Origin of the sequence: Bifidobacterium sp. ESL0690 (assembly GCF_029392315.1) — a bacterium.
Classification (GTDB): domain Bacteria; phylum Actinomycetota; class Actinomycetes; order Actinomycetales; family Bifidobacteriaceae; genus Bifidobacterium.
On the sequence record NZ_CP113939.1, the window covers coordinates 968,040 to 993,594 of the forward strand.

Here is a 25,555-nt window from a genome sequence, read left to right on the forward strand (position 1 = left end):
TTTTTCAAGGGATTTTGCCAGAAAAATAGATTTTAATTGTTTCCGAGCATTTCCGCCAAGGTGCCGACCGTGCCCGGCTTATGGGTGCCGGTCGCCAGTTGTTCGAACAATTCGAGGTTTTTCGTATCGTCCAGCAGAACGGTGGAACCCACGCCATCGACGTAGTGGTCGGGGTCGGTCCAGTAGACGGAGCCGGAGATGCCCTGTTTGCCTGTGGCGGCCTTGAACGCCATGGCCATCGACAGAAGCGTCAGCGGGTTGGTCTGTTTGTCCACCTCGATGGAGGAGAGGGCGGCTTTGGCGACTTTCTGCGCCTTTGCCGGGTTCTTCATGGTCTCTGACGACGAAGCCTTGCTCATGATGGCTCCGATGACCTGGCGCTGGCGTTCGGCGCGCCCGAAATCGCCCTTCGGATCGGAGTAGCGCATGCGTGAGAAGGCCAGGGCGGTGCCGCCGTCGGCCATGTGGCAGCCGGCCTGCCAGTTGAGTCCGGAGTAAGCGTCGTTGACCGTGGTGTCATAGCAGAGGTTGACCCCGCCCAGCGCGTCAACCACCTTGGTCAGGCCGTTGAACTTGATTTCGGCGACGTGATCGATTTTCTGTCCGGTTATGTCTTCGACTTCGCCGGTGAGCGTTTTCTTGCTCTGTGTCTCGGCGACGGCGTTGATTTTCATACTGGTTCCGTCGACTTTGACCAGCGAATCGCGCGGAATCGAGATGAGCGAGGAGCTGCCGTGCTTCGGCTTGGTGAGCACCAGCATGGTGTCGGTGCGGAAGCCGGGGGTGTCGTCGGCGCTGCCGCCGATGCCGGAATCGTCGCGTTCATCGGAACCGAGCACCAGCCAGGAAGTGCCGTCGGTATCGGCCTTGCCGGTCAGCCAATCGGTTTTGTCGAGTTGGGAATTGGCCCAGTTCCAGCAGCCGAAAAGCGCCAGGACGATGGCCAGAATGATGACCAGCAACGTGGTGAGTATCCAGTGATGTTTTTTATGCGGCTTGGCCACTTCGCCGCCAAAACCTGAAGGCTGGGCGCGGTTCGGGCGTTGTGGCGGCATTGCGGAACCGCCGTAATTTCTTCCGGAACTGCGGGATGATGAGGAACGTGCCGGGGAAGCGACGCGGGAGGAACCGGCGCTTTGCCGCGGTGTACGTGAGGATCTGGCTGCGGGTGCCACTGGAGCTGGAGCCGCCGGTTGGACCGGCTGACGGCCCGCCGCCCGTTTACGCGGCTTGGTGGGCGAAAATGCGGGAGGGGTCTGTGGCGGATTGGTCGCGGCGGGCACCCGGCCCGTATCCGGACGCTTGTGCGCGCCCGAGGGTATGAAGCTGGGTGGGGTGCCCTGCGCGTCGTATCCACCAGACTGCTTGACCATAAACCCTCCCGAAAGATAAAAGCAGTTACTACTTTTACTCGCGGAAACGTGTAAGGAATGAAAAATTGCCCTACTTCTGCGCAGGAACCGCACATACGGTTGCGTTGAGGTACTGATTGGCGACGCCCATGTACTGGCCGGTGACCGGATCATGGATCATGCCGTTGTCTTTGTCTACCGTGCCTCCGGTGATCGGGTCGATGAGCCTGCCGTCAGAGGTCGTGATAAGGCCGGTCTTCGGGTCGGGCGTGCCTTGCTGCTGGGCTTGCGTGCCGCTGGAGTCTTGGCTTTGTCCGTTCGTGCTCTGGCTATTGGGATCCTGGCTCTGGTTTTGTCCGTCCGAACTTTGCACAGAGTCGGTGTCTTGCTGGGTCAGAGGCTTGTATTTGCGCAGTGCGTTCCAGGTATCGTCGGCGTTGTCGGCCCAGACCACGCGGTTATCGGGGTCTGTGGGCGCCGGGACGACGGGGATGGTGCGCGCATAGACGTGATCTGGCTTGAGGTTGTGCAGGCTCAAGGCAAGACCCGCCAGCGTGGTGGCGTTGGAGAGACCGGCGGAAATATTCAACGACTTCAAGGCCTCGTGGGCAAGCCGGTAGAGCTGTTGGCTGTTGGTCAGAAGGTTCTTCGACAACGCTTCGGTGAGTACTTCCTTGACCAGATATTGCTGACGTGCGGCGCGCATGATGTCGCTGCCGTCGGTGCCAGTTCCGTGGCGCATACGGGCGTACTCGGTGGCCTGCGTGCCGTCGAGATGCTGGAGTCCGCGTTTGAGGTCAAGACCGGTGTAATCGTCTTTTGTGTCGGTCGGCAGGCAGACGTTGACTCCGCCGATAGCGTTGATCATGCCTTGAAGGCCTTGGAAATCGACGACAATGAAATGTTCGAGCTTGAGGCCGGTCAGCGCGTTGACCGCATTCATCGTGCAGCTTGCGGCACTGGCGAGGTCGCCGCCTTCGCTCCAGCCGGTGGCGAAAATGGAATTGAACATGACGTCGCGCTGTGCGGGGATGACACCCTTGGTGGTCTGGCAACTGGGCGCATTGACCAGGGAATCGCGGGGAATGGAGACCATGTTGATATAGGAGCGATCGGCGCTGATTTGCACCACCATCGTGGTGTCGGCGTTGTGCTCGCCTTCGTCATCGCTTCCGCCGAGCGCGGCATTATCGCCGCCCTCTCGTGTATCCTGCCCCAAAACGAGGAATTCGATGGCTTTGCCCTCATTGGGGTCGACGAGCTTTTCCTCTTTTACGTGCGGTTGGAGGATGGGCTTGATGCTTTTGGGGGAACGGGCCAACGCGATTGCGGCGACGCCCACCGCAGTGAAAACGAATACGAGAATGCCCACAAGGGTCATGATGATGCCGCTACGCAGCCTGTGACGAACGATATAGGCGGTGCCGTGCATGGGTTTGGGCGAGTGCCACCCACCGAGGTTAGGTATTTTGAGGTCTTTGATACGGTGTGAAGCCATATCTTGCCTTTCTGTTTACCCGCCAGCCGAAGCCTCAGGGGCCGCTGCGGTACTGCAATTCACTATTCCTAGAGGGCATTGTATGCCTAGAGGTTGAATTTTTCCTGAAAATTCGATGTAAAAGCCGCTTTGGGCACGACGATTTATTGTACATAACCCTCCATATAAACCAAAATTTCTCCGTATCGGTGTATTTCGGCGTACTAGCGAGACCTTCGTCTACACTGGTGAGCATGAGTTCCAACGGCAGTGTCGATATCAAGCGGATTGTGGCCGAGGTAATCGCTTCCAGGCCCCGGATAAGCGGGCAGAGTGTCGATCGAAGTGTCGCTGCGATTATCAGTGTCGAACATGATGTGAGGTTTTTCCCGGCGACCTTGCGTGCGTTGATGGCCCAGAAAGTCCTGCCGCGCACCATCGTCATCGCCGATTGCACGGGTGGCACGGCCCAGCCGATGCGCACCGGTTTCACAGTTTCGTCCGTTCCCAGGCTCGGCCATGGGGCGGCGCAGCAGCTGATGCCGGAACCTCCCGAGCGCGTGGACGTCCAACTGGTGCGTTCCGCCGGGGCTCGCTCTTTTTCCGATGCCGTTTCCAAAGCGTTCCGCTATGCCAGCCTTCCCGCCTCCGTTCGTGCGCTTTGGCTTTTGCATGATGATTCCAGGCCCGTGGGCGACGACTGCCTCGAGGCTCTGGTCGAGGCCTGGCACAATACGCCCACGGTTTCGCTGATCGGCGCCAAACAGCTTGATTGGGGTGGCACTGAGCTTCATGATGTTGGCAGCTACGCCGGCAAACATTGTCTTCAAAGCCTTGTGGTCGACGGCGAACCCGATCAGGAGCAGTACGACGGACGCGCCGACGTGTTCGCGGTTTCGCTCGCCGGTGCCCTGATGCCGTTGCAGACCAAAAAGGAGACCGGGGAAATCAATCCGTGGTTCACGACCTATGCCGAAGGCGCGGATTTCTCGCGGCGCATCTGCGAGGGCGGAGGGCGCGTCATCGTGGTGCCGCAGGCCCATATCGCCCACCGTCGGGCCCGTTTCGAAGGCATTCGCAGTCGTGCCGGCGAACCCATCGACGAGGAAAACCCGCTGGATGCCACATCCTCCGTTCTCGATGCCGCGCAGAAATACTATTACACCGATATCCGCGCCCTCTTCTGGCCGTTGATGTGGGTGCTCAACCTTTTCCGCGCCCTGTGGCACGCCATCGGTGCGCTTCTCGCCAAAAGCCCGTGGCGGGCCTGGTGCATCCTATGTCTGCCGTGGCGCATGCTCGGCCAACTGCCGCAGATGATTCACGCAAGGCGTCAGCAGAAGATACGTCACGGAGCCGGAACGGCGGCACTCGATCTGCTGACGGCCGACCACAAGCAGATTGAGGAATGGCGCAAACGCAGCCGCGCCTTCGATAGCCAGCAGCATACCGAGCTCCTGAGTCCTTTGGCGAAAAGCCATTTGCGGATGCGCGCCGTGCGGCGTTTCGGCTGTGCGGCCCTCATGGCCGTTGTGGCCTTTGTGGCGGTCGTCGCCTTTGAATGGGGCGTCTTCCGTAGGGTTTGGGGCGGTGCAAGCCTGTATTCGCCGTCGTTGCTGGCCAGCGGGGCGAGCTTCTCGACCTTGCTTTCGGCGGCCAGTACGCCGTGGGCCTTCGGGGTCGGCATCGGGGTGCCGGCGCCTCCCGCTCCCTGGCTGATGGTTTGGCTGGCGGCTTCAGTGATTACTATCGGTCATCCGGTCATCGCCATTTCGTTGATGTTCTTCCTCGCTGCTCCGGCCATGGCCCTGGCCTTCTGGGCATTGGCCGGCGTTTTCACCCGTTCGGACTGGGTGCGCGTGGTCGTGGGCCTGCTGTGGGTCGCCTTGGCATTGGCTTTGGGGGCGTTTGGTAGCGCGAACATTCCGCTACTGATGACCATGGTGTTTCTGCCGGCGGCGTTCGCCTTTACGTTCAGGGCTGTGGGGATGTATGGCACCGAGGATCTCGTGCGTTCGCACGCTTCCGTGCAGGCCGCGGGTTGTGCGGCGTTGTGCTTCGCCGTCACGGTGGCCTGCGAACCGCAGCTGATCTTCCCGCTGATCATCTGCCTGGTCTTCTTCCTCGTGGTCGTCCGTTCGCACCGTTTGATGCTCCTGCTTATCCCGGTGCCCGGCTTGGCGCTTCTGCTGCCGACACTCGTCAACAGTGTCCATTACGCAAGTGTGGGGGCGTGGCGGCAGCTTTTCGCCGACGTCATCCAGCCTTCCGCTGACACCGCACCGGCCTCGCTTTCTTTCGGACAGGTTGTTTCGCGTGCCTTCGCCCTTCCCTTCGGAGGTGATATCCGCTCGCAGCTTTTCAGTCGGCAGGGTATCGAAGCTTTGGCGGTTTTGGCCGCGTTGTGTGTCATCGTGGTGGTGGCGTTGGCCGCGCTGTTGCTGCCGTTTGCTCTTCGAGCCTCGAGAATGATGTGGTTCGTCGCCATCACCGGACTCGTGCTGGCCATGGCCGCCTCCCGAATCTGTGTGTCCGTCGAGAGCGGTGACGCCTTTGCCGCGTCTGTGCTTCCCGGCATTGTGCTGACGCTTCTGGCATTGCTTTCCTGCGCCTGCATCGTTTCCGGCGGTGCGGTCAAGCGTTTCGTGCCTTTGAGGATTTCGGAAAGCGAGCAGGAGCGGCAGAACTTCGAAGCGAATGCTGCTAATGGCAAAGTCAAAGGCGTGGCCATTAAATTCGGTCGTGCACTGCTTGTCGTGGTGCTGGCGCTATGCACCTTACTGGCCGGGGCGTTCGGCATGCTCTCGCGGGGCAACCAAGTCGAGGCAAGCGATACAGGATTGCCTATGGTGGCCGTGGATTATCTGCAAAATAAGGAAAATCATCGCATTCTGGCGCTTCAGGCGGTTGCCGGCAACCATATTGATTTTTCCGTGATGCGTTCACGGCGTGGTGACTTGGTCGACGTCTCCCCGGCATGGAAGGCCAGTCTCGCTTCCGGCGCCAGCGATCTGTCGGTCGACCTGATCGCGAAGGCCAGCAGCGAATTGCTTTCCAACGGCAACGACCAGGCCATCGATTCCCTTGCCAAGCTGGGATTCGGCGGCATCTATGTTTCCGCCGATGAATCCGCATCCGACAAGGACGCCACGCTGCGCCTGATCAGCAACATCAACTCCAGCGACGGTGCCCAATCCCTGGTAAACGCAACGAGCGGAACCTATTACCGGCTGACGAAAGTCGATGAAAAGAAGCAAGGCGTGTTGATGAAGGGGATCGACACCGCGCGGCATAGCGTCTGGCGCAAGACCTGGCTATGGTGTCTGGGCATAGTCATGGTGATTTATGTTCTGGTGGCGATACCCAGAACGCGCAGATACGGGCGGGAACAGGCATGAAGAACAGGAATAAGACTATGAACAATGACATGGATAGCGACAAGCGTCGCGCCGGCGTTCCCTCTCTTCAGCAAGCTGTCCTGGGCCCGCCGGCCCCTCCGGCCGCTCCCGGGGTCTCTGGAAGTTCCGAGCATTTTCAGGACATTGTCAGTGCCGGGCAGGCGCAAGGTGCCGCGAACGGTCCCGAAGCGGTGAAGGCAGGCGCATCGCATTCGCAGGCGGTTTCGCGTGTCGTTCTTGCCGTGGTCACCGTCGTGGTGTTGGTCGCGTTGATTGTGGCCGTGGTACTGCTGCCTATGCCGGGCTGGCTCGTCGATTCCGCCAAAGCCGGCAATGCCACCGCTGCCAAGCAAGTCGAGCAGACGGATCTGACCTATTATTGCCCCTCCCGCATGGCGCTTTCGGACAACGGGAAATATGGCGACAGCGAGTTCCAGTCTTCGGAAGGCAACGTGGCTTCATCGGCGCGATACTCCGCTTTCGGCTCGGTCTACGAGGCGAGCGTGGGCGCGGTGACCAACGGCAGCGAGGCCGATAACAAGAAACTCACCGGCAAAGACACCGTCGATTCCGCTATGGTCAAAACCTATTCCGGCACCGCCGACCATGGCTCGCAGGCGTTCGAGACACGCCTTCTGGCTGCAAAATCCGGTACCGGTGCCGCCGCATCCGTAGCTTCTTGGGCCACCGATGGCGACTTGAAGGGTCTGGCGGCCTCCACTTGTGTCGCGCCTGCGCTCGAACAGGACTTCCTCTTGGGGCCCACCACCACCGGGTCGACGCAACAATTGTCCGTCGCCAATTTCTCCTCGAAGGCGACTTCGTTGCAGGTTCAGATCTGGAGCACCAAGCATGGCACGCCTTTACAGCTTTCCACCGGAAACGTCGTCAATATCGGCGCCAACGGCGAGACGAATGTGGAACTTTCCGCCGCGGCACCCGGCAATGAGGCGCTTTTCGTGAAGGTCAAGAGCAAGGAAACCCCGATTGCCGCGGTCGTACGCAGCGTCGAGCTGGATGGCCTGAACGCCAAAGGTTCTGATTATGCGGTGCCGCTGAACGCCGCGACAACGAAGGCCTATCTGCCCGGGATTACCGGCGATGACGCGGTGACCGTATTGGCCCGTGCCGAACAGACCACGGATTTGAACCTTTCGTGGATTGACGGCAATGGGGCTTCGGCTGCCAAAACGCAGCATCTTGAAGCCGGCAAAGTCTTCGCCGTCGACTTGGGCAAGGCTCCCGACGGGGTTACCGGGCTTCAGGCGAGTGCGGCAAGTCCCGTCGATGTTACCGCCAAAGTGACCCAGAACGCGGATTCCGGCACCGATTTCGCCTATGTCGCGCCTTCTCAGAGCTTCGCCCAATCAGCCGTGGTGATTCCTGATCATACCGATGGCGTGATCACGTTGCTCAACACCTCCGACAGCGAGACCAAGGCCACGTTGCAGGGCTATGACGCTTCCGGCAAACCTGCGGGAAGCAAACAGGTCAGCATTCCGGGCAACGCCGGGACGAGTGTCGCAGCCAAGGACGTTGACCAAAACGCCGTGATGTTCACGCTGAAAAACGGCAAGGACGTATCGATGGGCGTGAGACTAACGCAGTCAGATGTTCAGGGGGCCAATCTCGCCTCGGTCGCCTACCTCGCCTCTTCGGGTCTCGAGCCGCGCAATATGAAGGTGTGGGTCAACGACAACGCCGGAATCGTGCACTGAAGTGTTGGCATGAGCTGCTGGTATTTTTCTGCTGTTTTCATTCTGTGATAATGCCGTGATGTCGACAAATCGGTGAAGCGGAATGCGCTAGAGTTCGGTGCCGGTCCAGTCGGGGTCGATTTCCTCCGGGCGACGGCCGTAGAGATCGGCGAGCCTTGCGACCAAGGCATCGCGGATGGCCCATTCGAGTTCCGCTTTGTTCGGATGATGCATCTGCATGGGCATGCGGTAGAGCACAATACGCGCCGGAATGCCATGGTTGGCGGGGAAACTCTGTGATGTCGGGTTGCGCTTGGGCTCCCAAGGCGCGGGGGTGAAAGGCGGTACATCCTCGACCGCGAACTGCAACGGGCGCACGAGCTCGGGCCACGCTGCAAGCAGACGCCGGATCTGGGAGGAGACCATGTCGTCGAACATGCCGCTTCGGGTGCGGTAGCGGGGCAGACGCACGCCGAACATCGGGGTTCTCGAGCCGCGTCCGTGCCGGTTCCGATAGACGTGGGTTTGCCAAGGTGGTCGCAACATGGTTTCATTCTATGGTGCGCCATAGGCATTGGTGGTCGTAACATAAAAGGGTATCGGCTGCCGGGGCAGCCCACGAAACGAACGGAGCATCGATGGCAGCAGGGGTGAATGCGGCGATAGAGACGTGGCGTGACCACGATCTTTCCGAACTCGTGAATGGTATCAAGGTGATTGCCTTCGATTTGGATAATACGCTCGCTCGCTCAAAGAAACCGATGCATGCCGACATGGCCTCACGCTTTTCCGCACTGACGCGCCTCATCGATGTGGCCGTCATCACCGGCGGCCGCTTCGAACTGGTCGAAAGCCAGGTACTCGACGTGCTCGAGCCGAATGCCTGCCGTTCCCGTATCCACGTCATGCCCACCAGCGGTACGCGCTATTACCGTTGGAACGACGGGGCTTGGCAGTGCATTTATGCCAACGAATTGGATATGGCCGATCGCAAGCGTGCCATCGCTTCCATCGAACGGCACGCGCGAGAGCAGGGCATCTGGCTGGAGCACACCTGGGGGCCGCGTATCGAGGACCGTGGCAGCCAGATCACGTTTTCCGCGTTGGGTCAGGAAGCCCCGGTCGACGAAAAAGAGCATTGGGATCCTTGCAACGCCAAGAAGAACCGGCTTGCCGAGGCGGTGGCCGCCGATCTGCCGAACCTGGTAGTGCGTTCCGGGGGCTCGACCAGCATTGACATTTCGGCGCGTGGCGTCGATAAGGCCTATGCCGTGCGCAAGCTGTGCGATATTTTGGGCTGCCAAGTTGATCAGGTCGTTTTCATCGGCGATCGCATGGATCCGGACGGCAATGACTATCCGGCGGCCATCATCGGCACCAAGCCGATTCTTGTCTCCGGACCCCTTGACACCCTTCAGGTCTGCGACCGTCTCATCGCCGCTTTGTCGTGATTCCCTTTTCGTTACGACACGCCCGAAATGTGGATAACCCATAGCATCCGACCACAGTGGTCGGTTTTGCCTCGGTAACGATTGAAAATTCGCTAATGTCGAGATATGCGAACCGTTGTTTTACGATTTTTCGATGTATTGCGCGCATGGCTTGCGGCCATTGAAGATGTGCTGCTGCCGCGTGGCTGCGCCGGATGCGACAAGCCGGACGAAGTGCTCTGCCCCTCTTGCGCCTCACTTTTCGGGCATGCGTATCCGAAGGCGTTGCCGGGGGATGCCGGATGCTGCTATGGATGCTCCTGGTATCGAGGGGCGGTCCGCCAGGCGATCCTCAACTGGAAAGACCACGGCGATGAGGAGTGTGACCGTGCTTTCGCTTTGGTACTTGCCGATTTGGCGTTGAAAGTGGTTGCACAAGAAAGCCCTTATAGCCGCACACGTTCTCTCGCTTTGATTCCGGCGCCTTCTTCGCCTTCTTCAATGCACCGGCGTGGCCGATGGCAGACATTGCCGCTTGTCAGATTGATGGCACGGCGCTTGGATAGCCTCGGTTTTTCGGTCGTGACGAAACCGGTGTTGAAACTTGAAGGCGTACACGGCAAATCCGTCCAGGCGTCAAGCGCTCAATCCCGTTCGCGAAGAATTGAAGGGCATGTGCGCGTCATTGAGGATCTGAAGGGCGACGATTCGTTGTTCATCGTGGTCGACGACATCGTAACCACCGGTGCCACGATGGGCCAGTGCATCTCTGCATTGCGTGCGGCTGGTGCCCGTAATGTCATCGGGCTCGCATTGGCTTGCACGCCGAATCGAGATGAATAACGGGGTGTATTGCGGGTTAAATTGGCTAATTGGCATGGGCCACGGCCATCTCATCCCAGCGCGTGGTGCAGCGCGGGGAAAGCATCTCACGCCTCATCGTCCATGAAGCTGACGTGTCCTCGTCGTTTCGTCCGTTTCCGCGCATGCCGCCATAGCCGATACCGACCCGCGCCGTGCCGAATTTCTTGTTGGCCTCGTCGATGACGGCTCCCAGATTGTGGCTGTCGCGTCTGGCTTCGAACCCGTGCAAAGTGTTGAAATCCTTGGCATCCTGCAGGCCGAGCAGCAGCACCCCTGCGCGGATGTAATGGGCATGCGGGTCGGCCCGGCCGCGCATGGCCTCGCACGCGGCTTTGGCAATGGCAAGCGGGTCGTCGCTCGGATCGTGCAAGGTGGTGGTCGCATGAAACGACTGATAGCTGTTTTCCGGTCCGAAGGGACTGGTGGCGCAGAACGCGGCGACGTGCGAACACAGGCTCGACTGACGGCGCAGTCTCCGGCATGCCTTCTGCGCGTAAACACTCAGGGCCTGGTTCAGCTGGGCCACGTCAGTGATGGGTTTTGAGAACATCCGCGAGCACAATATCTCGGATTTGCGTTTGCCGTCGTTGGCGCTGGCGTCGCCGACGATGCAGGGGATGCCGTTGAGTTCCAGCACAGTGCGTTCCAAGGTGATGGAAAAACGGTGCCGGACAGACACCGGATCCTGATTTCGTAGGTCGAGCGCGGTGACGATGCCCATGGCCTGCAGCTTGCGGGTGAGCCGTCTGCCCACACCCCACACGTCGCTTACCGGTATGGAGGCGAGGGCCGCATCGCCGTATTGCGCCTCGATCTCGCTCCACAGACTCACGCCGCCACTTGAAGGATGCCGTTTGGCCCAGTGGTTGGCTACTTTGGCCAGCGTCTTGCTTGGCGCAATGCCTACGCTCACTGGCACGCCGACGCCCTCCAGCACGGCTTTGCGCATAGCCTTCGAAATCTGCACAGTCTGAGCAGCATCCGTTGAAGGGGAGAGGAAGCATTCGTCGATGGAATAGATTTCCTGACCGGGCATGAACCGGCTCATCACCGACATCATTCGTGCCGAAAGACTGGCGTACAACTCATAGTTCGAGCTGCGGGCCACCACGCCGGCCTGTTGCGCCTCCTCGCGGATGCTGAACCACGGCGTGCCCTCTTTGATGCCCAGCCGTTTCGCCTCCGCGCTGCGGGCCACCACGCACCCATCATTGTTGGAAAGCACCACAACCGGTCTGTTGGCCAGTCTCGGGTCGAAAACGCGCTCGCAGGAGGCGAAGAAGCTGTTCGCATCGGCCAGCACCTGAAGCGATTTGCTCATGTCGCCTGCTAACCCCGGCGTTGTGGGAAGGGGTAGATGGTGGCACCGCCCGACCATCCGCGGCTGTGCTCGGCGAGCCCGGTGGTGCCGTTGGCTTTTGCTGGGGTGCCGGAATCGTATGTGGAAGTGTTCGACATGCCGGGGCGGGTGACGCCCGGCAGAGCGGAGCCGAAGCGGCTCGAACGGCTTTGGGTGTGGAAATTGCCGATGACCACGCCCCAGATCACCAGTTCTTCCGCGTTCTCGGGTGAGAAATCGGGGTAACGGGGATTTTCGGGATGCAAAATCGGCGTCGATCCGCGCATCACGAGGCGTTTGACGGTCAGTTCGTCGTCGAGGACGGCCACCACCACGTCATCGGCCTGCGGTTCAAGCGAGCGGTCGACCACCAGCAGGTCGCCGTCCCAGATGCCGGCCCCCTCCATGGAGTCGCCGGCGACGGTGATGATGAAGGTGGTGTCCGGGTTGCGGATAATATGCTCGTCGAAGCTGAAATCGCCCGCAAAATAGTCCTGTGCCACCGACGGGAACCCTGCGTGCACCGCTTCAAGTGCGATGGGGATGGGTGTCGGTGCAAGCGTCGAACGGAAAATCTGGCTGACTCTGCAATCCTGCCTTGAACTGTTGCATGTCAACCTGTATGATGCGCTTGCTGTCATCTTGCACCTCCCAATAATCGAACGTTTGTTCGAATATCATTGTGTCAAGAGGTCAAGACAATAAAATAGAACAAATGTTCGATTACGTGGAAGTCAGAGAGTAGTCTCTGAAACGGATTCGTCGTCGACGATATGGTATTTCGGCAGCGTGATTTCGAAATCGGTGCCGCGGTTGTCGTCGACGACTTTGACATTGCCGCCGTGCAGTTGCGCCGCCCAGCGGGCGATCGACAGTCCGAGGCCAGTGCCGCCCGATTCGGTGCCCGGGCCGGACTTGCCTTTGACGAAGCGGCGGAAGATGTCCGCACGCGCCTCTTCGGGGATCTGTGAGCCGAAATTGACGACGTTGGTCACGATGGTGCCATGCGCCTTGTCTTCATGCGCCTCGATAAGCACGGTGGTGTTGTCGGGCGAGTGTTTGAAGGCATTGGAGATGATGTTGGTGAACAGCTGGCGCAGCCTGTCCTGATCGCCTTCGATTTCGATGGAATCCGGCACATGCACGTCGACGTCGTGGGCGTGGCCGGCATCCGCGATTTCCAACGGTTCCAAGGTCTCGTCGATGAAGTCGGCGAAATTGAACTGCTCGATGTTGAGGCTTGCCGCTCCGGCTTCCATGCGCGAAAGGTCAAGCAGGAAGGCGATGAGGTCGGAAAGCCGATGGGTCTGGTTCAAAATCCCTTCAAGGTTGGCCGGAGTCGGTTCCACCACACCGTCGGCGAGGTTCTCGAGCATTGCCTGCAGGGCCGAGACGGGGGTACGCAGTTCATGCGAGACGTTGGCGATCATGTCGCGCCGCATCTGGTCGGCGTGCTGCAGTTCCTCGGCCATCTCGTTGAACGAGCGGGCGAGCTGGCCCACCTCGTCGTTGCTGCGGGTGCCGACCTTGACGCGCACCGTATAGTCGCCTTCGCTCATGGCTTTGGCCGCGTCGCGCATCTGGCGCAGGGGGGCGGTCAACCCGCGGGAGAAGAAATAGGTGATGCCCAGCGCCACCACGAGCGTCAACGGCATGGCGATCCAGCCGCTCAGCCCCATTTTCAAGAGGAACCAGGCCATGACGAAGGCGATGGCCGTGGCGATGACGATGATGACGCTCAGTTCGGCTTTGAGTGATGAGAACAAACCTATCGGGCGTTCGTTGTCCAATATCTTCTTGCCGGATTGATGTGTGTGGTTGTTCATCGCTGTGGTCACTGGGTTCTCTCGACTGGGTTTCTAAACTATGTCTTCTAAAAAGTAAGGTGTATAAAATAAAAACGAGGGTCATATGAAAAGCAGCCCCGTAGGGCTGTTGAATGTTCTACTCTTTCACGGAGGCCGTCGCGGCGTTGCCGTCCTCGGGAGGCTCGAACGCGTAACCGACGCCGTGTGCGGTGCGAATCAGATCGCTGCCGAGTTTGTGGCGCAGCGCCTTGACGTGCGAATCGACGGTGCGGGTGCCGGAGGCGTCGGGCCAATCCCACACCTCTTCGAGCAGTTTCTCGCGCTTGAACACTGACTTCGGCTTGCGGGCAAGGGTGGCGAGCAGATCGAATTCGGTAGGCGTCAGATGCACCTGTTTGCCGTCTTGGGTCACGATGCGTTGGCGCGGGTCGATGACCAGCGTGCCGAAGTCCAGCACCTTTTCATTTTCGTTGTTCTTGGCGATGAGGGTAGCGCGTTCGACGCGGCGCAGCAGCGCTTCGCAGCGAGCGATAAGTTCGCGCGGGGAGAACGGCTTGGTCATATAGTCGTCTGCACCGGCGGAAAGTCCCATGACCTTGTCAGCTTCGGAATCGCGGGCGGTGAGCATGAGCACCGGCACCGGGCGTTCGGCGATGATGCGCTTGGTGGCTTCGATGCCATCCATGACGGGCAGCATGATGTCCATGATGACCAGATCCGGCTTGATCTGGCTTGCGGCGCGTACGGCGCTCGCCCCGTCTCCCGCCACGCGGGCGGTCCACCCGTTGGCCGTAATACGCTGTGCGATTGCCGTGGCGAGATCTGGCTCGTCCTCGACCACCAAGATGGTACGCGGCGTCTTCTGATGTGCCGAAGTGTTGAGCATGTATCCTCCGCCTTTCAAAAACATTGCTACAAATAATTCATTATAGGTGCCGTTGCACCCAATTTGCCGTAAAGTCAGGTTTTCAGCCGTTTAGGTGAGGTTTTGCGGGTTCGCGGCTGGGATAAACGTCCGCGGCGCGTGAAAAACTAATACACATTGCGTTTGAAGCGTTTCGGAGGTTCCATGGATTACAAAGTTGGGGATGTTGTCGTTTATCCGCGTCACGGCGCGGCGAAAGTGACAGCTTTCGAGAAACGTACGGTCAAAGGCGTTACGCGCGACTACCTGCAACTTTCTGTGCTTTCCAGCGACGGCCTGGTCATCGAGGTGCCGGTCGACAACGCCAAGAAAGTGGGCATCCGTAATATTGTCGACGGCAAGGAAGTCGCCAAGGTCTTCGAGATCCTGCGTACGCCGATCGTCGACAACGAGAAGATGAACTGGTCGCGTCGTTACAAGCTGAACGTCGAGAAAATCGCCACCGGCGAGGTCAACAAGATTGCCGAGGTTGTGCGTGACCTGGCCCAGCGTGACGTCGACGAGCATGGCCTTTCCGCAGGCGAGAAGCGCATGCTGACTCGCGCCCGCAATATTCTCACTTCTGAGATTGCGCTTTCCGAGCATATCGAAGAGGACGAGGCCCAGCACCTGCTTGACGTCAACCTCGGATATGCCCAACCTGCACCGGATGATGCCAAGCATCATACCCAGGCTCCTGAGGAGCCGGCGAGCCAGACGTTGGCGAGAATCGAAGCCGAAAACAAGGAAGCCAAGAGCTCCAAGAAAAAGAAGTAACTGTTTCGGCGGTTTCTGCCGGTAAAAAGCGCTTTCTGATCTTATGATTTTATATGGTTGAGGGCCATCTCGATATTGAAGAGATGACCCTCAACCATATTCGGTTTGGACTTATAACTGATACGCTATAACACAATGTTGGTCTATAACCTGATTTTTAACCGATAATCCAGCTTCTGGTAATAGCTCGGTAAACCCTATAGTCGGACTTTGTATAAGATTCTTTCAGCGGCGGCGCAACGCTTCCACACCTTTGGCGACAATCCAGAAGAGCGTCGAAATCGTGACGATGACGAAGCTTGGGGGAGTCGGGAACATGGCTGAAATGACCAGTCCGCCCCAAATCGAGACCAGGCAGAGGATGCTGGAAAGCACCATCGAACGCAGCGGCGTGCTCGTGAGGACGTTCGCCGTGGCGGCGGGGGTGACGACCAGAGCGAAAATAAGCAATGTGCCGACGGCCGGCACGGCGATGGTGATGACGCCGGCCATGATGGCCATGAACAGCACGTTCATCACGCCGATCGGCACGCCCTTGGCCTGCGCCACCTGCTCGTCCAACGAGCTGAAGAGCAGCGGCCGGTAGACCACGGCCATCACGGCCAGCAACAGCACGTCGAAAATAGCGAAACCGATCACTTGGTCGTTGGTGATGGTCAATATCGAACCGAAAAGAATCGCCTGCATCTGTTGCGAGGCGGAGCTGGACATGCGCGAGAAGAAGAGGCCCAGGCCGGTGGCGAAGGCGAGTACGGTACCGGTCGCGATTTCGCGCTGCGAGGCTTTCTTGCCAAGTGCCCCGATGGTCAGCGCACCGCCAAGGGCGAAGATGCCGAGGCCCAGGGAAACCGGCAACCCGAGCAAAACCGCTCCTGTGGCTCCGGGAAGTCCGATATGTGCCAGCGCGTGGGCGGCGAACGTGGAGTGACGGGCGATGGTGAAATAGCCCATCACGCCGGCGGCCAGCGCGATGCAAAGACCGGCGATGAAGGCGTTGTGCATGAAGGGCACCGAAAGCGTTTCCAGCCAATCATGGTTGAAGCCGAATTGGATATGGCTCATAGCCCTGCCTCCTGACGCCGGTTTTCTTCATTCCCGTCGTTTCGTGCGTTGTCTTGTCGAGATTTGTCGGATTTGTCGGATTTATCGAATCGAGCAGAAACGGCCTTTTCGAAATGTCGCGGTTGTTCACCGCTGATCGGCGAATCGTGGCGACTGCTAGCGATAGACGAGTTCTTGCCGTGATGACGGTGGAAGCCCGCCACTTCCGTCGGCTTGTGGATGTCGGGCGTGACGTCGTCCGGCTCGTCCGGGCCGGGGGTGACGAACATGTCGCCTTGAGGGGTGGTGACCACCTGCACCTTCGTACCGTAGAGGTGGGTGAGCAGGTCGGCGTCGAGCACCTCGTTCATCTTCGCGTAGTGTGGATGCCCGTCCAAAAGATAGACCGCGCCGTCGAGGATGGGCAGCAGCATGTTGAGGTCATGGGCCACCACCTGGATGGTCATGCCCATCTCGTGGTTGAGCTTGGCGAGCACGTGCACCGTCTCGCGTTGGGCCGCCAGATCGAGGTTGGCCAGCGGTTCGTCGAGCATCAGCAGTTTCGGCCCGCTCACCAAAGCCTGCGCGATGGCGACGCGTTGGCGCAGACCTCCCGAAAGTTCGGAAAGACGGTAATGTCGCTTGTCCTCCACGCCCGTGAAAGCCATGGCCTCGCGCGCCCGGTCCCGCTGCGCACGTGTGGTGGGGTGGATGCCGAATCGAGTTCCCGTAAGCCCCAGCAGCACGGATTGTTCGGCAGTGAGGTTCGATTCGATGTCGCTGGCGTAGTTCTGCGGTACATAGCCGATCAGATGGTTGGTCGTCCCGGCCGGCCCGCCGAGCACGGTCAGGTTTCCGCTGAACAAGGGGAGCAATCCGAGCTCAGCTTTCATCATCGTGGTTTTGCCAGCCCCGTTCGTGCCGACGATGGCGGTGATGGAGCCTGACGGAATGGAGAAATTGCCATGCTGCCAGATGATTCGTTCGCCGCGTTTGATACCCGCGTCTTTGAAGACCAAGGCCGGTTTGTCGCCTGCGGCGATGCCTGCTGGAAGCTTTTCGGCTTTCGTTTGCATGTTCATAGTCGTCTTTCTTTTGCCAGAGGCGGTCGAAACACTACTGAAGGATTGATAGCTCTATACTATAATTGAAATTGAGAATCATTCTCAAGTAGCGGCATAATTGTTCGTTGGGCGAAAGCTATATTGAGGTTGAAGAACGTTCCCGCAAGCGGTTTGGAAGAGCGGCATAGTGAAATAACAATGCGTGGCTGCAAACCTTTTAATTTGAGGTTCTCAGCCACGCATATGAGTAGTTATTGGTGTTTGCCGACTTGCTACTGAACCGCTTAGGATTCCAGATTACTTGCCCGGGTCGGTCTGTCCGGCGTTGGAAGGCACCGAACCGTTGCCCGGGGTCGAGGGCGTCTGCTGATTGGAATCCGTCGAATTGCTGGATTGCCCTGACTGCCCGGATTGCCCGGACTGTTCCGAGTTGCTGGATTCATTGCCGCTCCCGACTTTCTGGTGGTCGGCCTCGCTGGCCTTGAAATCGTCCATGGCTTTGTCGATCTTTTCCATCAACGCTGTGATCCAGCCGGTGAGCGTGGTCTGGTCCTGCGGCATCTGCTCGCTCACGTCGACGACGGGCACCTCGGTGCGTCCGGCCGTTCCGGTCAAAAGATTGGTGGTATTGCTGGCTTCCTGCGTGTTGTTGATGAGCAGATTGACGTCGCGCCCGGAAATCAGATGCTGGAATTTCTGCAGATCGCTCGGCGCCGGTTCGCCTTCGGAACTGATGGCCTGCGTGTAGCCCTTCGGCGTCTTATCGGTGAAGCCGAGGTCATCCATCAGGTAATAGGCCACCGGCTCGGTGGCACCGTATGTGGCGTCCTTATGTTTTTGTGAGAATTCCTTCATCGAATCTTCGAGCTTGGTCTCGTTCGCTTTCCACGTCTTCAGCCGTGCTTGGAACTGCTTGGCTTTGGCGGGTCGTGCCTTGGCAAAGGCGTCCTCGAGTTCCGTGGCCGTCGCCTTGCGCGCGTCCTTGGAGAACCAGAGATGCGGGTTGTCGCCCGTGCTCGCGCCGACCGCCGTGGCCGCCGAAACGCTGGTGGTGCCTTTGGCGATGGACTTGCTGGCCCAGTTGTCGTATCCGGCGCCGTTGACCACGACGATTTCAGCTTTCTGCAGTTTGGTCATGTCTGTGGTCTGCGGTTCGAAATCGTGTGCGTCGACGGAGACGGTGTTGACGATTGAGGTCACGTTGACGTCGCTGCCGCCGATTTCCTTGGCCAGCGAGCCCCACTGGTTGATGGAGGCGACCACGTTGATCGGTCCGCTTGCCAGTTTGGAGCTGTTATTGGTCTTGTCTGGCTGCTGAGAGTCGTTGCCGCCGCCGCAGGCCGCAAGGCCGAAAACCAGGCATAGCGAGCCCAATAGAGCCGTAGCCTTCGTCTGCCATCCGAATCGTTCCATAGTGACCCCTTAATCGAATCCGTTGCTGCAAATCCACATTGGTTTTATTTAAAGTATAATGATACGGCAATATACTGAAAATGAGAATCATTGTCAAATACAATACGGCCATTTATCTGGTATCTGGGGATTGCCGAATATGGATTACGAAAATATTTAGGAATCATGGATTGTGGCAACAAATTTTGCGGCTGTTCGCTGCGTCGCTGTGCTCTTGATTTTCCGTCTTTGGCGTTCAATCTTTCGTAAGCTTATAAACGGTTATAAGCAAACGATATGGCGCAGGCGATGGAAACGCCTACGTTTGTGGGTCCCTTCACCTTACAATCGATAACTATGGTGCCTGGCCTGCAGCACGGCCGCACGGAATGTCGAAATAACTTACTCGTATTAAGGAATCGGTATGGCGGATGAGGAACAGACTCCTCTGAAATTGGACGGGAAGGCTGCCGCGGCGGCTATCAAAGAGGATTTGCGAAAACGTGTGGAATCGCTCAAAGCACGAGGCGTCGAGCCCGGTCTCGGCACCATTCTCGTGGGCGACGACGTCGGTTCGCGCAAATACGTGGCCGGCAAGCACAAGGATTGCGCCGAAGTCGGCATCGCCTCGATTGCCGTCGAACTGCCCGAGACCGCCAGTCAGCAGGAGATCATCGACGCCGTCGAACGCCTCAATGCCGACCCGAAATGCACCGGCTATATCGTCCAGCTGCCACTGCCCAAAGGCATCGATACCAATGAAGTCATCGCCCATGTCGACCCGGCCAAGGACGCCGACGGCATGCACCCCGCCAATCTGGGTGAGCTCGTCACGCATATCGACGGCAACAACCCCGCGCCGCAACCCTGTACACCGCGTGGCATCATCGTGTTGCTGAAGCATTATGGCATCGATCTGAAAGGCAAGGACGTCTGCGTTGTCGGCCGTGGCATCACCGTCGGGCGCACCATCGGCTTGATGCTCACCGCGAAAGACGTGAACGCCACCGTGACGTTGTGCCATACCGGCACCAAAGATATCCAGAAGCATCTGCTTGAGGCCGATGTCATTGTCGCCGCCGTCGGCCGCGCCGGGTTTGTGCGTCCCGAAGACGTCAAGCCGGGGGCGGTATTGGTCGATGTCGGCGTCTCCCGTGTCTATGACGAGGAAGCCGGGCGGTACCGCGTGCGCGGCGACATCGACAAGGCCTGCCACGCCTTGGCTTCTGCGTATACGCCGAACCCGGGGGGAGTGGGCCCGATGACCCGTGCCATGCTCCTGGCGAACGTCGTGGAGATGGCCGAACGCAAAATCGGCTGAAACGCGTGCGACACGCCCGGATTTGTCGGAGTGCTTTGACTAGGGCGACTAGTAATCTTATGACTTGCGTGGCCGCAAGGTCGCCAACATAACTTAATAGGTAATATCCATCCAACTAATAACAAAGAAACCACTTTTAATGGCAGAGAACAATAACGAAGTCACCAAGGTCGCGATCAACGATATCGGCACCGAAGAAGACTTCATCAAGGCAGTCGATTCCACCATCAAGAATTTCGATGATGGTGATCTGGTCACGGGCACGGTCGTCAAGGTCGATCACGACGAAGTGCTGCTTGACATCGGCTACAAGACCGAGGGCGTCATTCCCTCCCGCGAACTTTCCATCAAGAAAGATGTCAATCCTGACGAAGTCGTTGAAGTCGGCGACACCGTCGAAGCCCTTGTCGTTACCAAGGAAGACAAGGAAGGACGTCTTATCCTGTCCAAGAAGCGTGCCCAGTATGAGCGCGCCTGGGGCGATATCGAGAAGATCAAGAACGACGACGGCGTTGTCGAAGGCACCGTCATCGAAGCTGTCAAGGGCGGCCTGATCGTCGACATCGGCCTGCGTGGCTTCCTGCCTGCATCGCTGGTCGAAATGCGTCGCGTCCGCGATCTTTCGCCTTACATCGGCCAGAAGATCAAGGCCAAGATCCTTGAGCTCGACAAGAACCGCAACAACGTGGTGCTCTCCCGTCGTCAGTATCTTGAGGAGACCCAGTCCGAGGTCCGTGAGACCTTCCTGGCGCAGCTCAAGAAGGGCCAGATCCGTGAAGGCACCGTTTCCTCCATCGTCAACTTCGGCGCGTTCGTCGATCTCGGCGGGGTGGACGGCCTCATCCACGTTTCCGAGCTTTCCTGGAAGCACATCGATCACCCGTCCGAGGTCGTCAAGGTCGGCGACAAGGTCACCGTCGAGGTCCTGGACGTCGATATGGATCGCGAGCGTATCTCGCTGTCCCTCAAGGCCACCCAGGAAGATCCGTGGCAGCGTTTCGCACGCACCCACGTTCCCGGACAGATCGTCAAGGGCAAGGTCACCAAGATCGTGCAGTTCGGCGTGTTCGTTTCCGTCGAAGACGGCATCGAGGGCCTGGTCCACATTTCCGAGCTCGCCAACCGTCACGTCGACAACCCGGAGACCGTCGTCAAGCAGGGCGAAGAGATCTTCGTCAAGGTCATCGACGTCGATCTCGACCGTCGCCGCATCTCCCTGTCCTTGAAGCAGGCCAACGACTCCGTCGATCCCGCCAGCGAGGACTTCGATCCGGCGCTCTACGGCATGCCTGCCGATTACGACGAGGACGGCAACTACAAGTACCCCGAAGGCTTCGACCCGCAGACCAACGAATGGATCGCCGGCTACGAGAAGCAGCGCGAGGAGTGGGAGAACCAGTATGCGACCGCCCACGATTTGTGGGAGCAGCATAAGGCCTTCGTCGCCAAGGAAATCGAAGGCGCGGAGGAATCCGCTGCCGAGGATGGCCAGGGCTCGAATGCACACGCTGAGAAGGCTTCTGAGGAATCCACCAAGTACTCTTCGGACAACGAATCCGAAGGCACGCTCGCCGGTTCCGACAAGCTCGCCGCTCTTCGTGAGGAGCTCCTCAAGGAGAAGAAGTGAGATCACTTCCGGTGATTTCACGATGATTTCGTGAGATTGGTCGGCATAGGCTTTTGGCCTGTGCCGACCTTCTTGTTTTCTTATCAAAGTCGACGATATCGGAGGATGGATGAGAATCGGATTGACCGGAGGCATCGCGGCCGGCAAAAGCACGGTTGCCGCGCACCTGAAGGAACGTGGCGCCTACCTTATTGATTACGACCAATTGGCACGTGAAGTTGTTGAACCGGGCGGTGAAGGAATTCGCCAAATTGCTGATGGGTTCGGTCTTGAGGCCGTGCAATCCGATGGTTCGCTGAATCGCAAGTGGATGGCGGATCATGTCTTCTCGCCCGAAGCTGCGCCGGATGCCAAACAACGGCTTGACGATATCGAGCATCCGCTGATTTATCGTCGTGCCCAGGAATTGGAACGGCAAATCGCGAAGAAATCTTCTTCAGGCCCGATTATCGTTCATGACGTGCCATTGCTGGCTGAAGTCATCGATACCATTCCGTTCAAATTTGACCACATTCTTACTGTTGAGGCACCTGAAGAGGTTCGCATTCAACGCATGATGGAAACGCGGGGAATGAGCCGGGAACAGGCCGAAGGTAGGATACGGCATCAGTCAAGCCGCGAGCAGCGCGAGGCCATCGCCGATGTGGTGATTGACTCCACACAGCCAATCGAACAAATGTTCGAGCATCTTGATATGCTGTTCGCACAATGGCAGTGAACGAGGCAGGATTCGCATAAAGTAAGGCATTGGGAATGCGGTCATAAACCGCAAGTAAGCGGAGATTTCGGAACGAAACCGAACAAAACTTACTAGGTCTATTGCGAAGCATTGAAGACGTTGGCTGGTGAAAGGAATCGAAACAGGCATGGGGTTTAATATCGAGCGTACGCATCATCCGTTCGTGGTGAAAGCGCCATACAAGCCGTCCGGCGACCAGCCCGAGGCTATCGACGAGATCGCGCGACGCATCGAGAACGGCGAGAACGACGTGGTGTTGATGGGTGCCACCGGCACCGGCAAGACCGCGACCACCGCATGGCTCGTCGAGAAGCTACAACGCCCGACGCTTATTTTGGAACCCAACAAGACTTTGGCCGCCCAGCTTTGCGCGGAGTTCCGCGAGCTGATGCCGGACAATGCCGTCAGCTACTTCGTTTCCTACTACGATTACTACCAGCCTGAGGCCTACATTCCCCAGACCGATACCTACATCGAAAAAGACTCGAACGTCAACGACGACGTGGAGCGTCTGCGTCACGCCGCCACCGCGAACCTCCTGACCCGAGATGATTGTGTGGTGGTGGCCACCGTCTCCTGCATCTACGGTTTGGGTACCCCGGAGGAATACGCCGGTCGTATGCTTTTCCTGCATGAGGGGGAGGAGATCAACCGCGATGCGCTCTTGCGCAAGTTTGTCGCGATGCAGTATAAGCGTAACGACATCGCCTTCACCCGTGGCACTTTCCGTGTGCGCGGCGACACCCTCGAAATCATTCCCGTTTATGAGGAACTGGCTATCCGCATCGAGTTCTTCGGCGACGAAATCGACCGCATCTCTACGTTGCATCCGTTGACCGGCGATGTCATCGCCCACGAGCCGCAAGTCCACATTTTCCCGGCTTCGCACTATATCGCAGGCCCCGAGCGCACCGAGCATGCGCTGAAAACCATCAAGGAAGAGTTGGTCGACCGCACCGCCGAGCTGCGCAAACAGGGCAAGGAACTCGAAGCGCAGCGCCTCGAGATGCGCACCAACTACGACCTTGAAATGATTCAACAGGTCGGCTTCTGCTCCGGCATCGAGAACTATTCACGGCACTTCGACGAACGCGAGCCCGGCAGCCCGCCGCACACCCTGCTTGATTTCTTCCCGGACGATTTCCTCTTGGTCATCGACGAATCGCATGTCACCGTCCCGCAGATCGGCGGTATGTACGAAGGCGACGCCAGTCGTAAGCGTACGCTGGTCGAAAACGGGTTCCGTCTGCCTTCCGCGATGGACAACAGGCCGCTGAAATGGCCGGAGTTTCTTGATCGTGTCGGCCAGACCGTCTATCTTTCCGCGACCCCCGGTGACTACGAACTCGGGCTTTCCGACGGTGTGGTGGAGCAGGTCATCAGGCCCACCGGTTTGCTCGACCCGAAGGTCATCGTACGTCCGGTCAAGGGGCAGATCGACGACCTGCTCGGGGAAATCAAAGACCGCGTGGCCAAGCATGAGCGCGTGCTCGTGACGACACTGACCAAGAAAATGGCCGAAGACCTCACCGATTACCTGCTGGAACGCGATATCAAGGTCGAGTATCTCCATTCCGATGTGGATACGCTTCGCCGTGTCGAGCTGCTGCGCGAACTGCGCGAAGGCAAGATCGACGTCATCGTCGGCATCAACCTTCTGCGTGAGGGCCTCGATTTGCCGGAAGTCTCTCTGGTGGCGATTTTGGATGCCGACAAAGAAGGCTTCCTGCGCTCGCACCGTTCACTCATCCAGACCATCGGCCGTGCCGCGCGTAATGTCTCCGGCACCGTCATCATGTACGCCGACGAGGTCACCGACGCGATGGAAACCGCCATCAGCGAGACCAACCGCCGTCGCGAAAAGCAGATCGCCTACAACAAGGAACACGGCATCGACCCGAAGCCCCTGGTCAAGAAAATCAGCGACGTCACTGACATGCTGGCCAAGGAGGATGTGGACACCGAGACGCTTCTGGCCGGCGGCTACCGCGACGAGAAGCGTGCCGGCAGCGACAAGCGCATCGCCCTGACCAGTCTCGACGAGAAGGATCTGCAGAAGAACCACGACGCCATCGTCAACGCCGGCCTACCCGCGCAGGACCTGGCCGACCTCATCCGCCAGATGAGCGACCAGATGCACACCGCCGCCGAACAGCTACAGTTCGAGCTCGCCGCCCGTCTGCGCGACGAGATTCGTGACCTCAAGAAGGAACTCCGCCAGATTACCGAAGCCCAGAAATAAAAAGTTTATCCAAAATTTCCAATAGTCAGTCATAAACAATAAATAACGTCACGCTAGGTCACCGGCACCCCGTAGGGTAGAAATATGGCCGAAACACCCCTTGCGTTTATGATCGCCACATACGTGGTGCTTGCGATTTTCTTCGTCGTCGATTTGTTCGTCATTGGTCGTAAGCCCCATGTGCCTTCCACCAAGGAGTGCGTGCAGCACATCGCGTTCTTCGTGGTGGCAGCCCTGATTTTCGGCGGCCTGGTCTGGTGGGTGTCCGGTTCGCAGCCGGCGCTCGAGTTCTATTCCGGCTGGCTCACCGAATATTCGCTGAGCATTGACAACCTCTTCGTTTTCGTCATCATCATGACGAATTTCGCTGTGCCCCGCAAGCTGCAGAAATACGTGCTGAGCGTCGGCATCACCATCGCGTTGATTTTGCGTGGCCTCTTCATCCTGGTCGGCGCGGCCGTCATCCAGCGCTTCACATGGGTCTTCTTCATCTTCGGCGCATTCCTGATTTATACCGCCGTAAAGCTGGTGGCCGGCGACGATGACGACGAGGAATACCATGAAAACGCGATCATCCGTGCGCTAAGAAAAGTGGTGAAAATCACTGACCACTATGACGGCGAAAAGATCCGTACAACCATCGACGGCAAGAAGTTCTTCACCCCGATGCTCATCGTCTTCCTGACCATCGGCACCACCGACGTGATGTTCGCCTTCGATTCGATTCCTGCCATTTTCGGTCTCACCAAAGACCCGTTCATCGTCTTCACCTCCAACATCTTCGCGCTCCTTGGCCTCCAGCAGCTCTACTTCCTGCTCGGCGCGCTGCTCGACAAGCTCGAGTACCTGCCATACGGCCTGGCAGTAGTGCTCGGCTTCATCGGCGTCAAGCTGGTGATGGAAGCCCTGCACGGCAATTCCCTGCCGTTCATCAATGGGGGACACCCGATTACCCAAGTGCCGGAAATTCCGACGTGGGTATCGCTCGCCGTCATCATCGTGGCCATCGGCACTGCTGCTCTGGCCAGTGTCATCAAGATGAAGAAAGATGCCGCCAAGACGAAGTAGATGTCGTCAAACAGT

At 58.5% G+C, this 25,555-nt stretch carries 19 protein-coding genes and 1 pseudogene; 10 read left to right on the plus strand and 10 right to left on the minus strand.

Features of this window, described 5'->3' with window-relative positions:
* Window positions 1-32 precede the first annotated feature (32 nt).
* Window positions 33-1,373 carry an LCP family protein gene (locus OZX62_RS03845; protein ID WP_277176703.1) on the minus strand — a complete coding sequence of 447 codons (1,341 nt, stop codon included), beginning with the start codon at window positions 1,371-1,373 and terminating at the stop codon, window positions 33-35.
* 70 nt (window positions 1,374-1,443) lie between these two features.
* Window positions 1,444-2,850 carry an LCP family protein gene (locus OZX62_RS03850; protein ID WP_277176704.1) on the minus strand — a complete coding sequence of 469 codons (1,407 nt, stop codon included), beginning with the start codon at window positions 2,848-2,850 and terminating at the stop codon, window positions 1,444-1,446.
* Between the two features lie 233 nt (window positions 2,851-3,083).
* On the opposite strand from OZX62_RS03850, the gene OZX62_RS03855 reads away from it, so the two are divergent.
* Window positions 3,084-6,227 (plus strand): glycosyltransferase family 2 protein, encoded by a 3,144-nt coding sequence (locus OZX62_RS03855; RefSeq protein ID WP_277176705.1) that lies wholly within the window; start codon window positions 3,084-3,086, stop codon window positions 6,225-6,227.
* A 17-nt stretch (window positions 6,228-6,244) separates the two neighbouring features.
* Window positions 6,245-7,945, plus strand: a complete 1,701-nt coding sequence (locus OZX62_RS03860; RefSeq protein WP_277176706.1) for a DUF5719 family protein — start codon at window positions 6,245-6,247, stop codon at window positions 7,943-7,945.
* An 87-nt stretch (window positions 7,946-8,032) separates the two neighbouring features.
* Here the strand turns inward: OZX62_RS03860 and OZX62_RS03865 are convergent, their stop codons facing one another.
* Window positions 8,033-8,470 (minus strand): metallopeptidase family protein, encoded by a 438-nt coding sequence (locus tag OZX62_RS03865; protein ID WP_277176707.1) that lies wholly within the window; start codon window positions 8,468-8,470, stop codon window positions 8,033-8,035.
* A 92-nt stretch (window positions 8,471-8,562) separates the two neighbouring features.
* Here OZX62_RS03865 and OZX62_RS03870 point away from each other — a divergent pair, with 92 nt between their 5' ends.
* Both OZX62_RS03870 and OZX62_RS03875 read left to right on the plus strand, forming a co-directional pair.
* Window positions 8,563-9,375, plus strand: a complete 813-nt coding sequence (locus OZX62_RS03870; RefSeq protein ID WP_277176708.1) for an HAD-IIB family hydrolase — start codon at window positions 8,563-8,565, stop codon at window positions 9,373-9,375.
* Between the two features lie 105 nt (window positions 9,376-9,480).
* Window positions 9,481-10,197, plus strand: coding sequence for a phosphoribosyltransferase family protein (locus OZX62_RS03875; protein ID WP_277176709.1), 717 nt, complete (start codon window positions 9,481-9,483; stop codon window positions 10,195-10,197).
* Window positions 10,198-10,222: 25 nt separating this feature from the next.
* Here OZX62_RS03875 and OZX62_RS03880 read toward each other — a convergent pair whose 3' ends face one another.
* The 4 genes from OZX62_RS03880 to OZX62_RS03895 all read right to left on the minus strand — a co-directional run bounded on the left by OZX62_RS03880 (window position 10,223) and on the right by OZX62_RS03895 (window position 14,251).
* Complete coding sequence (locus OZX62_RS03880) at window positions 10,223-11,539, minus strand: Y-family DNA polymerase (protein ID WP_277176710.1); 1,317 nt, start codon at window positions 11,537-11,539, stop codon at window positions 10,223-10,225.
* 8 nt (window positions 11,540-11,547) lie between these two features.
* The gene (locus tag OZX62_RS03885) at window positions 11,548-12,198 is read right to left on the minus strand and encodes a S24 family peptidase (RefSeq protein ID WP_277176711.1); all 651 of its coding nucleotides are present in this window, start codon (window positions 12,196-12,198) and stop codon (window positions 11,548-11,550) included.
* A gap of 93 nt (window positions 12,199-12,291) precedes the next feature.
* Entirely contained in the window at window positions 12,292-13,383 is a 1,092-nt protein-coding gene (locus tag OZX62_RS03890) for a HAMP domain-containing sensor histidine kinase (RefSeq protein ID WP_277177026.1), read from the minus strand.
* A 118-nt stretch (window positions 13,384-13,501) separates the two neighbouring features.
* Complete coding sequence (locus OZX62_RS03895; RefSeq protein ID WP_277176712.1) at window positions 13,502-14,251, minus strand: response regulator transcription factor; 750 nt, start codon at window positions 14,249-14,251, stop codon at window positions 13,502-13,504.
* A gap of 183 nt (window positions 14,252-14,434) precedes the next feature.
* On the opposite strand from OZX62_RS03895, the gene OZX62_RS03900 reads away from it, so the two are divergent.
* Window positions 14,435-15,046 (plus strand): CarD family transcriptional regulator, encoded by a 612-nt coding sequence (locus OZX62_RS03900; RefSeq protein WP_277176713.1) that lies wholly within the window; start codon window positions 14,435-14,437, stop codon window positions 15,044-15,046.
* 225 nt (window positions 15,047-15,271) lie between these two features.
* On the opposite strand, the gene OZX62_RS03905 is transcribed toward OZX62_RS03900, so the two are convergent.
* From OZX62_RS03905 to OZX62_RS03915, 3 genes and pseudogenes are all read right to left on the minus strand, one after another.
* On the minus strand, window positions 15,272-16,108 hold the full coding sequence (locus tag OZX62_RS03905; protein WP_277176714.1) for a metal ABC transporter permease: 837 nt from the start codon (window positions 16,106-16,108) through the stop codon (window positions 15,272-15,274).
* Between the two features lie 173 nt (window positions 16,109-16,281).
* A pseudogene (locus tag OZX62_RS03910) lies at window positions 16,282-17,163 on the minus strand (ABC transporter ATP-binding protein); the annotation flags it as partial.
* A 285-nt stretch (window positions 17,164-17,448) separates the two neighbouring features.
* The gene (locus OZX62_RS03915; RefSeq protein WP_277176715.1) at window positions 17,449-18,564 is read right to left on the minus strand and encodes a zinc ABC transporter substrate-binding protein; all 1,116 of its coding nucleotides are present in this window, start codon (window positions 18,562-18,564) and stop codon (window positions 17,449-17,451) included.
* A 403-nt stretch (window positions 18,565-18,967) separates the two neighbouring features.
* On the opposite strand from OZX62_RS03915, the gene OZX62_RS03920 reads away from it, so the two are divergent.
* The 5 genes from OZX62_RS03920 to OZX62_RS03940 all read left to right on the plus strand — a co-directional run bounded on the left by OZX62_RS03920 (window position 18,968) and on the right by OZX62_RS03940 (window position 25,540).
* Complete coding sequence (locus tag OZX62_RS03920) at window positions 18,968-19,864, plus strand: bifunctional methylenetetrahydrofolate dehydrogenase/methenyltetrahydrofolate cyclohydrolase (protein WP_277176716.1); 897 nt, start codon at window positions 18,968-18,970, stop codon at window positions 19,862-19,864.
* Between the two features lie 139 nt (window positions 19,865-20,003).
* Window positions 20,004-21,491, plus strand: a complete 1,488-nt coding sequence (gene rpsA, locus OZX62_RS03925; protein WP_277176717.1) for a 30S ribosomal protein S1 — start codon at window positions 20,004-20,006, stop codon at window positions 21,489-21,491.
* Window positions 21,492-21,600: 109 nt separating this feature from the next.
* The gene (gene coaE / locus OZX62_RS03930; RefSeq protein ID WP_277176718.1) at window positions 21,601-22,209 is read left to right on the plus strand and encodes a dephospho-CoA kinase; all 609 of its coding nucleotides are present in this window, start codon (window positions 21,601-21,603) and stop codon (window positions 22,207-22,209) included.
* A gap of 148 nt (window positions 22,210-22,357) precedes the next feature.
* Window positions 22,358-24,472: an excinuclease ABC subunit UvrB gene (uvrB, locus tag OZX62_RS03935; protein ID WP_277176719.1), complete on the plus strand. Its 2,115-nt coding sequence runs from the start codon at window positions 22,358-22,360 to the stop codon at window positions 24,470-24,472.
* Window positions 24,473-24,556: 84 nt separating this feature from the next.
* The gene (locus OZX62_RS03940; protein WP_277176720.1) at window positions 24,557-25,540 is read left to right on the plus strand and encodes a TerC family protein; all 984 of its coding nucleotides are present in this window, start codon (window positions 24,557-24,559) and stop codon (window positions 25,538-25,540) included.
* Window positions 25,541-25,555 lie beyond the last annotated feature (15 nt).

What these genes read in the sequence shown, in the direction of transcription:
- OZX62_RS03845 (WP_277176703.1), bottom strand. Translation starts at nt 1,373, where the DNA reads ATGGTCAAGCAGTCTGGTGGATACGACGCGCAGGGCACCCCACCCAGC.
- OZX62_RS03850 (WP_277176704.1), bottom strand. Translation starts at nt 2,850, where the DNA reads ATGGCTTCACACCGTATCAAAGACCTCAAAATACCTAACCTCGGTGGG.
- OZX62_RS03855 (WP_277176705.1), top strand. Translation starts at nt 3,084, where the DNA reads ATGAGTTCCAACGGCAGTGTCGATATCAAGCGGATTGTGGCCGAGGTA.
- OZX62_RS03860 (WP_277176706.1), top strand. Translation starts at nt 6,245, where the DNA reads ATGAACAATGACATGGATAGCGACAAGCGTCGCGCCGGCGTTCCCTCT.
- OZX62_RS03865 (WP_277176707.1), bottom strand. Translation starts at nt 8,470, where the DNA reads ATGTTGCGACCACCTTGGCAAACCCACGTCTATCGGAACCGGCACGGA.
- OZX62_RS03870 (WP_277176708.1), top strand. Translation starts at nt 8,563, where the DNA reads ATGGCAGCAGGGGTGAATGCGGCGATAGAGACGTGGCGTGACCACGAT.
- OZX62_RS03875 (WP_277176709.1), top strand. Translation starts at nt 9,481, where the DNA reads ATGCGAACCGTTGTTTTACGATTTTTCGATGTATTGCGCGCATGGCTT.
- OZX62_RS03880 (WP_277176710.1), bottom strand. Translation starts at nt 11,539, where the DNA reads ATGAGCAAATCGCTTCAGGTGCTGGCCGATGCGAACAGCTTCTTCGCC.
- OZX62_RS03885 (WP_277176711.1), bottom strand. Translation starts at nt 12,198, where the DNA reads ATGACAGCAAGCGCATCATACAGGTTGACATGCAACAGTTCAAGGCAG.
- OZX62_RS03890 (WP_277177026.1), bottom strand. Translation starts at nt 13,383, where the DNA reads ATGAACAACCACACACATCAATCCGGCAAGAAGATATTGGACAACGAA.
- OZX62_RS03895 (WP_277176712.1), bottom strand. Translation starts at nt 14,251, where the DNA reads ATGCTCAACACTTCGGCACATCAGAAGACGCCGCGTACCATCTTGGTG.
- OZX62_RS03900 (WP_277176713.1), top strand. Translation starts at nt 14,435, where the DNA reads ATGGATTACAAAGTTGGGGATGTTGTCGTTTATCCGCGTCACGGCGCG.
- OZX62_RS03905 (WP_277176714.1), bottom strand. Translation starts at nt 16,108, where the DNA reads ATGAGCCATATCCAATTCGGCTTCAACCATGATTGGCTGGAAACGCTT.
- OZX62_RS03915 (WP_277176715.1), bottom strand. Translation starts at nt 18,564, where the DNA reads ATGGAACGATTCGGATGGCAGACGAAGGCTACGGCTCTATTGGGCTCG.
- OZX62_RS03920 (WP_277176716.1), top strand. Translation starts at nt 18,968, where the DNA reads ATGGCGGATGAGGAACAGACTCCTCTGAAATTGGACGGGAAGGCTGCC.
- rpsA (WP_277176717.1), top strand. Translation starts at nt 20,004, where the DNA reads ATGGCAGAGAACAATAACGAAGTCACCAAGGTCGCGATCAACGATATC.
- coaE (WP_277176718.1), top strand. Translation starts at nt 21,601, where the DNA reads ATGAGAATCGGATTGACCGGAGGCATCGCGGCCGGCAAAAGCACGGTT.
- uvrB (WP_277176719.1), top strand. Translation starts at nt 22,358, where the DNA reads ATGGGGTTTAATATCGAGCGTACGCATCATCCGTTCGTGGTGAAAGCG.
- OZX62_RS03940 (WP_277176720.1), top strand. Translation starts at nt 24,557, where the DNA reads ATGGCCGAAACACCCCTTGCGTTTATGATCGCCACATACGTGGTGCTT.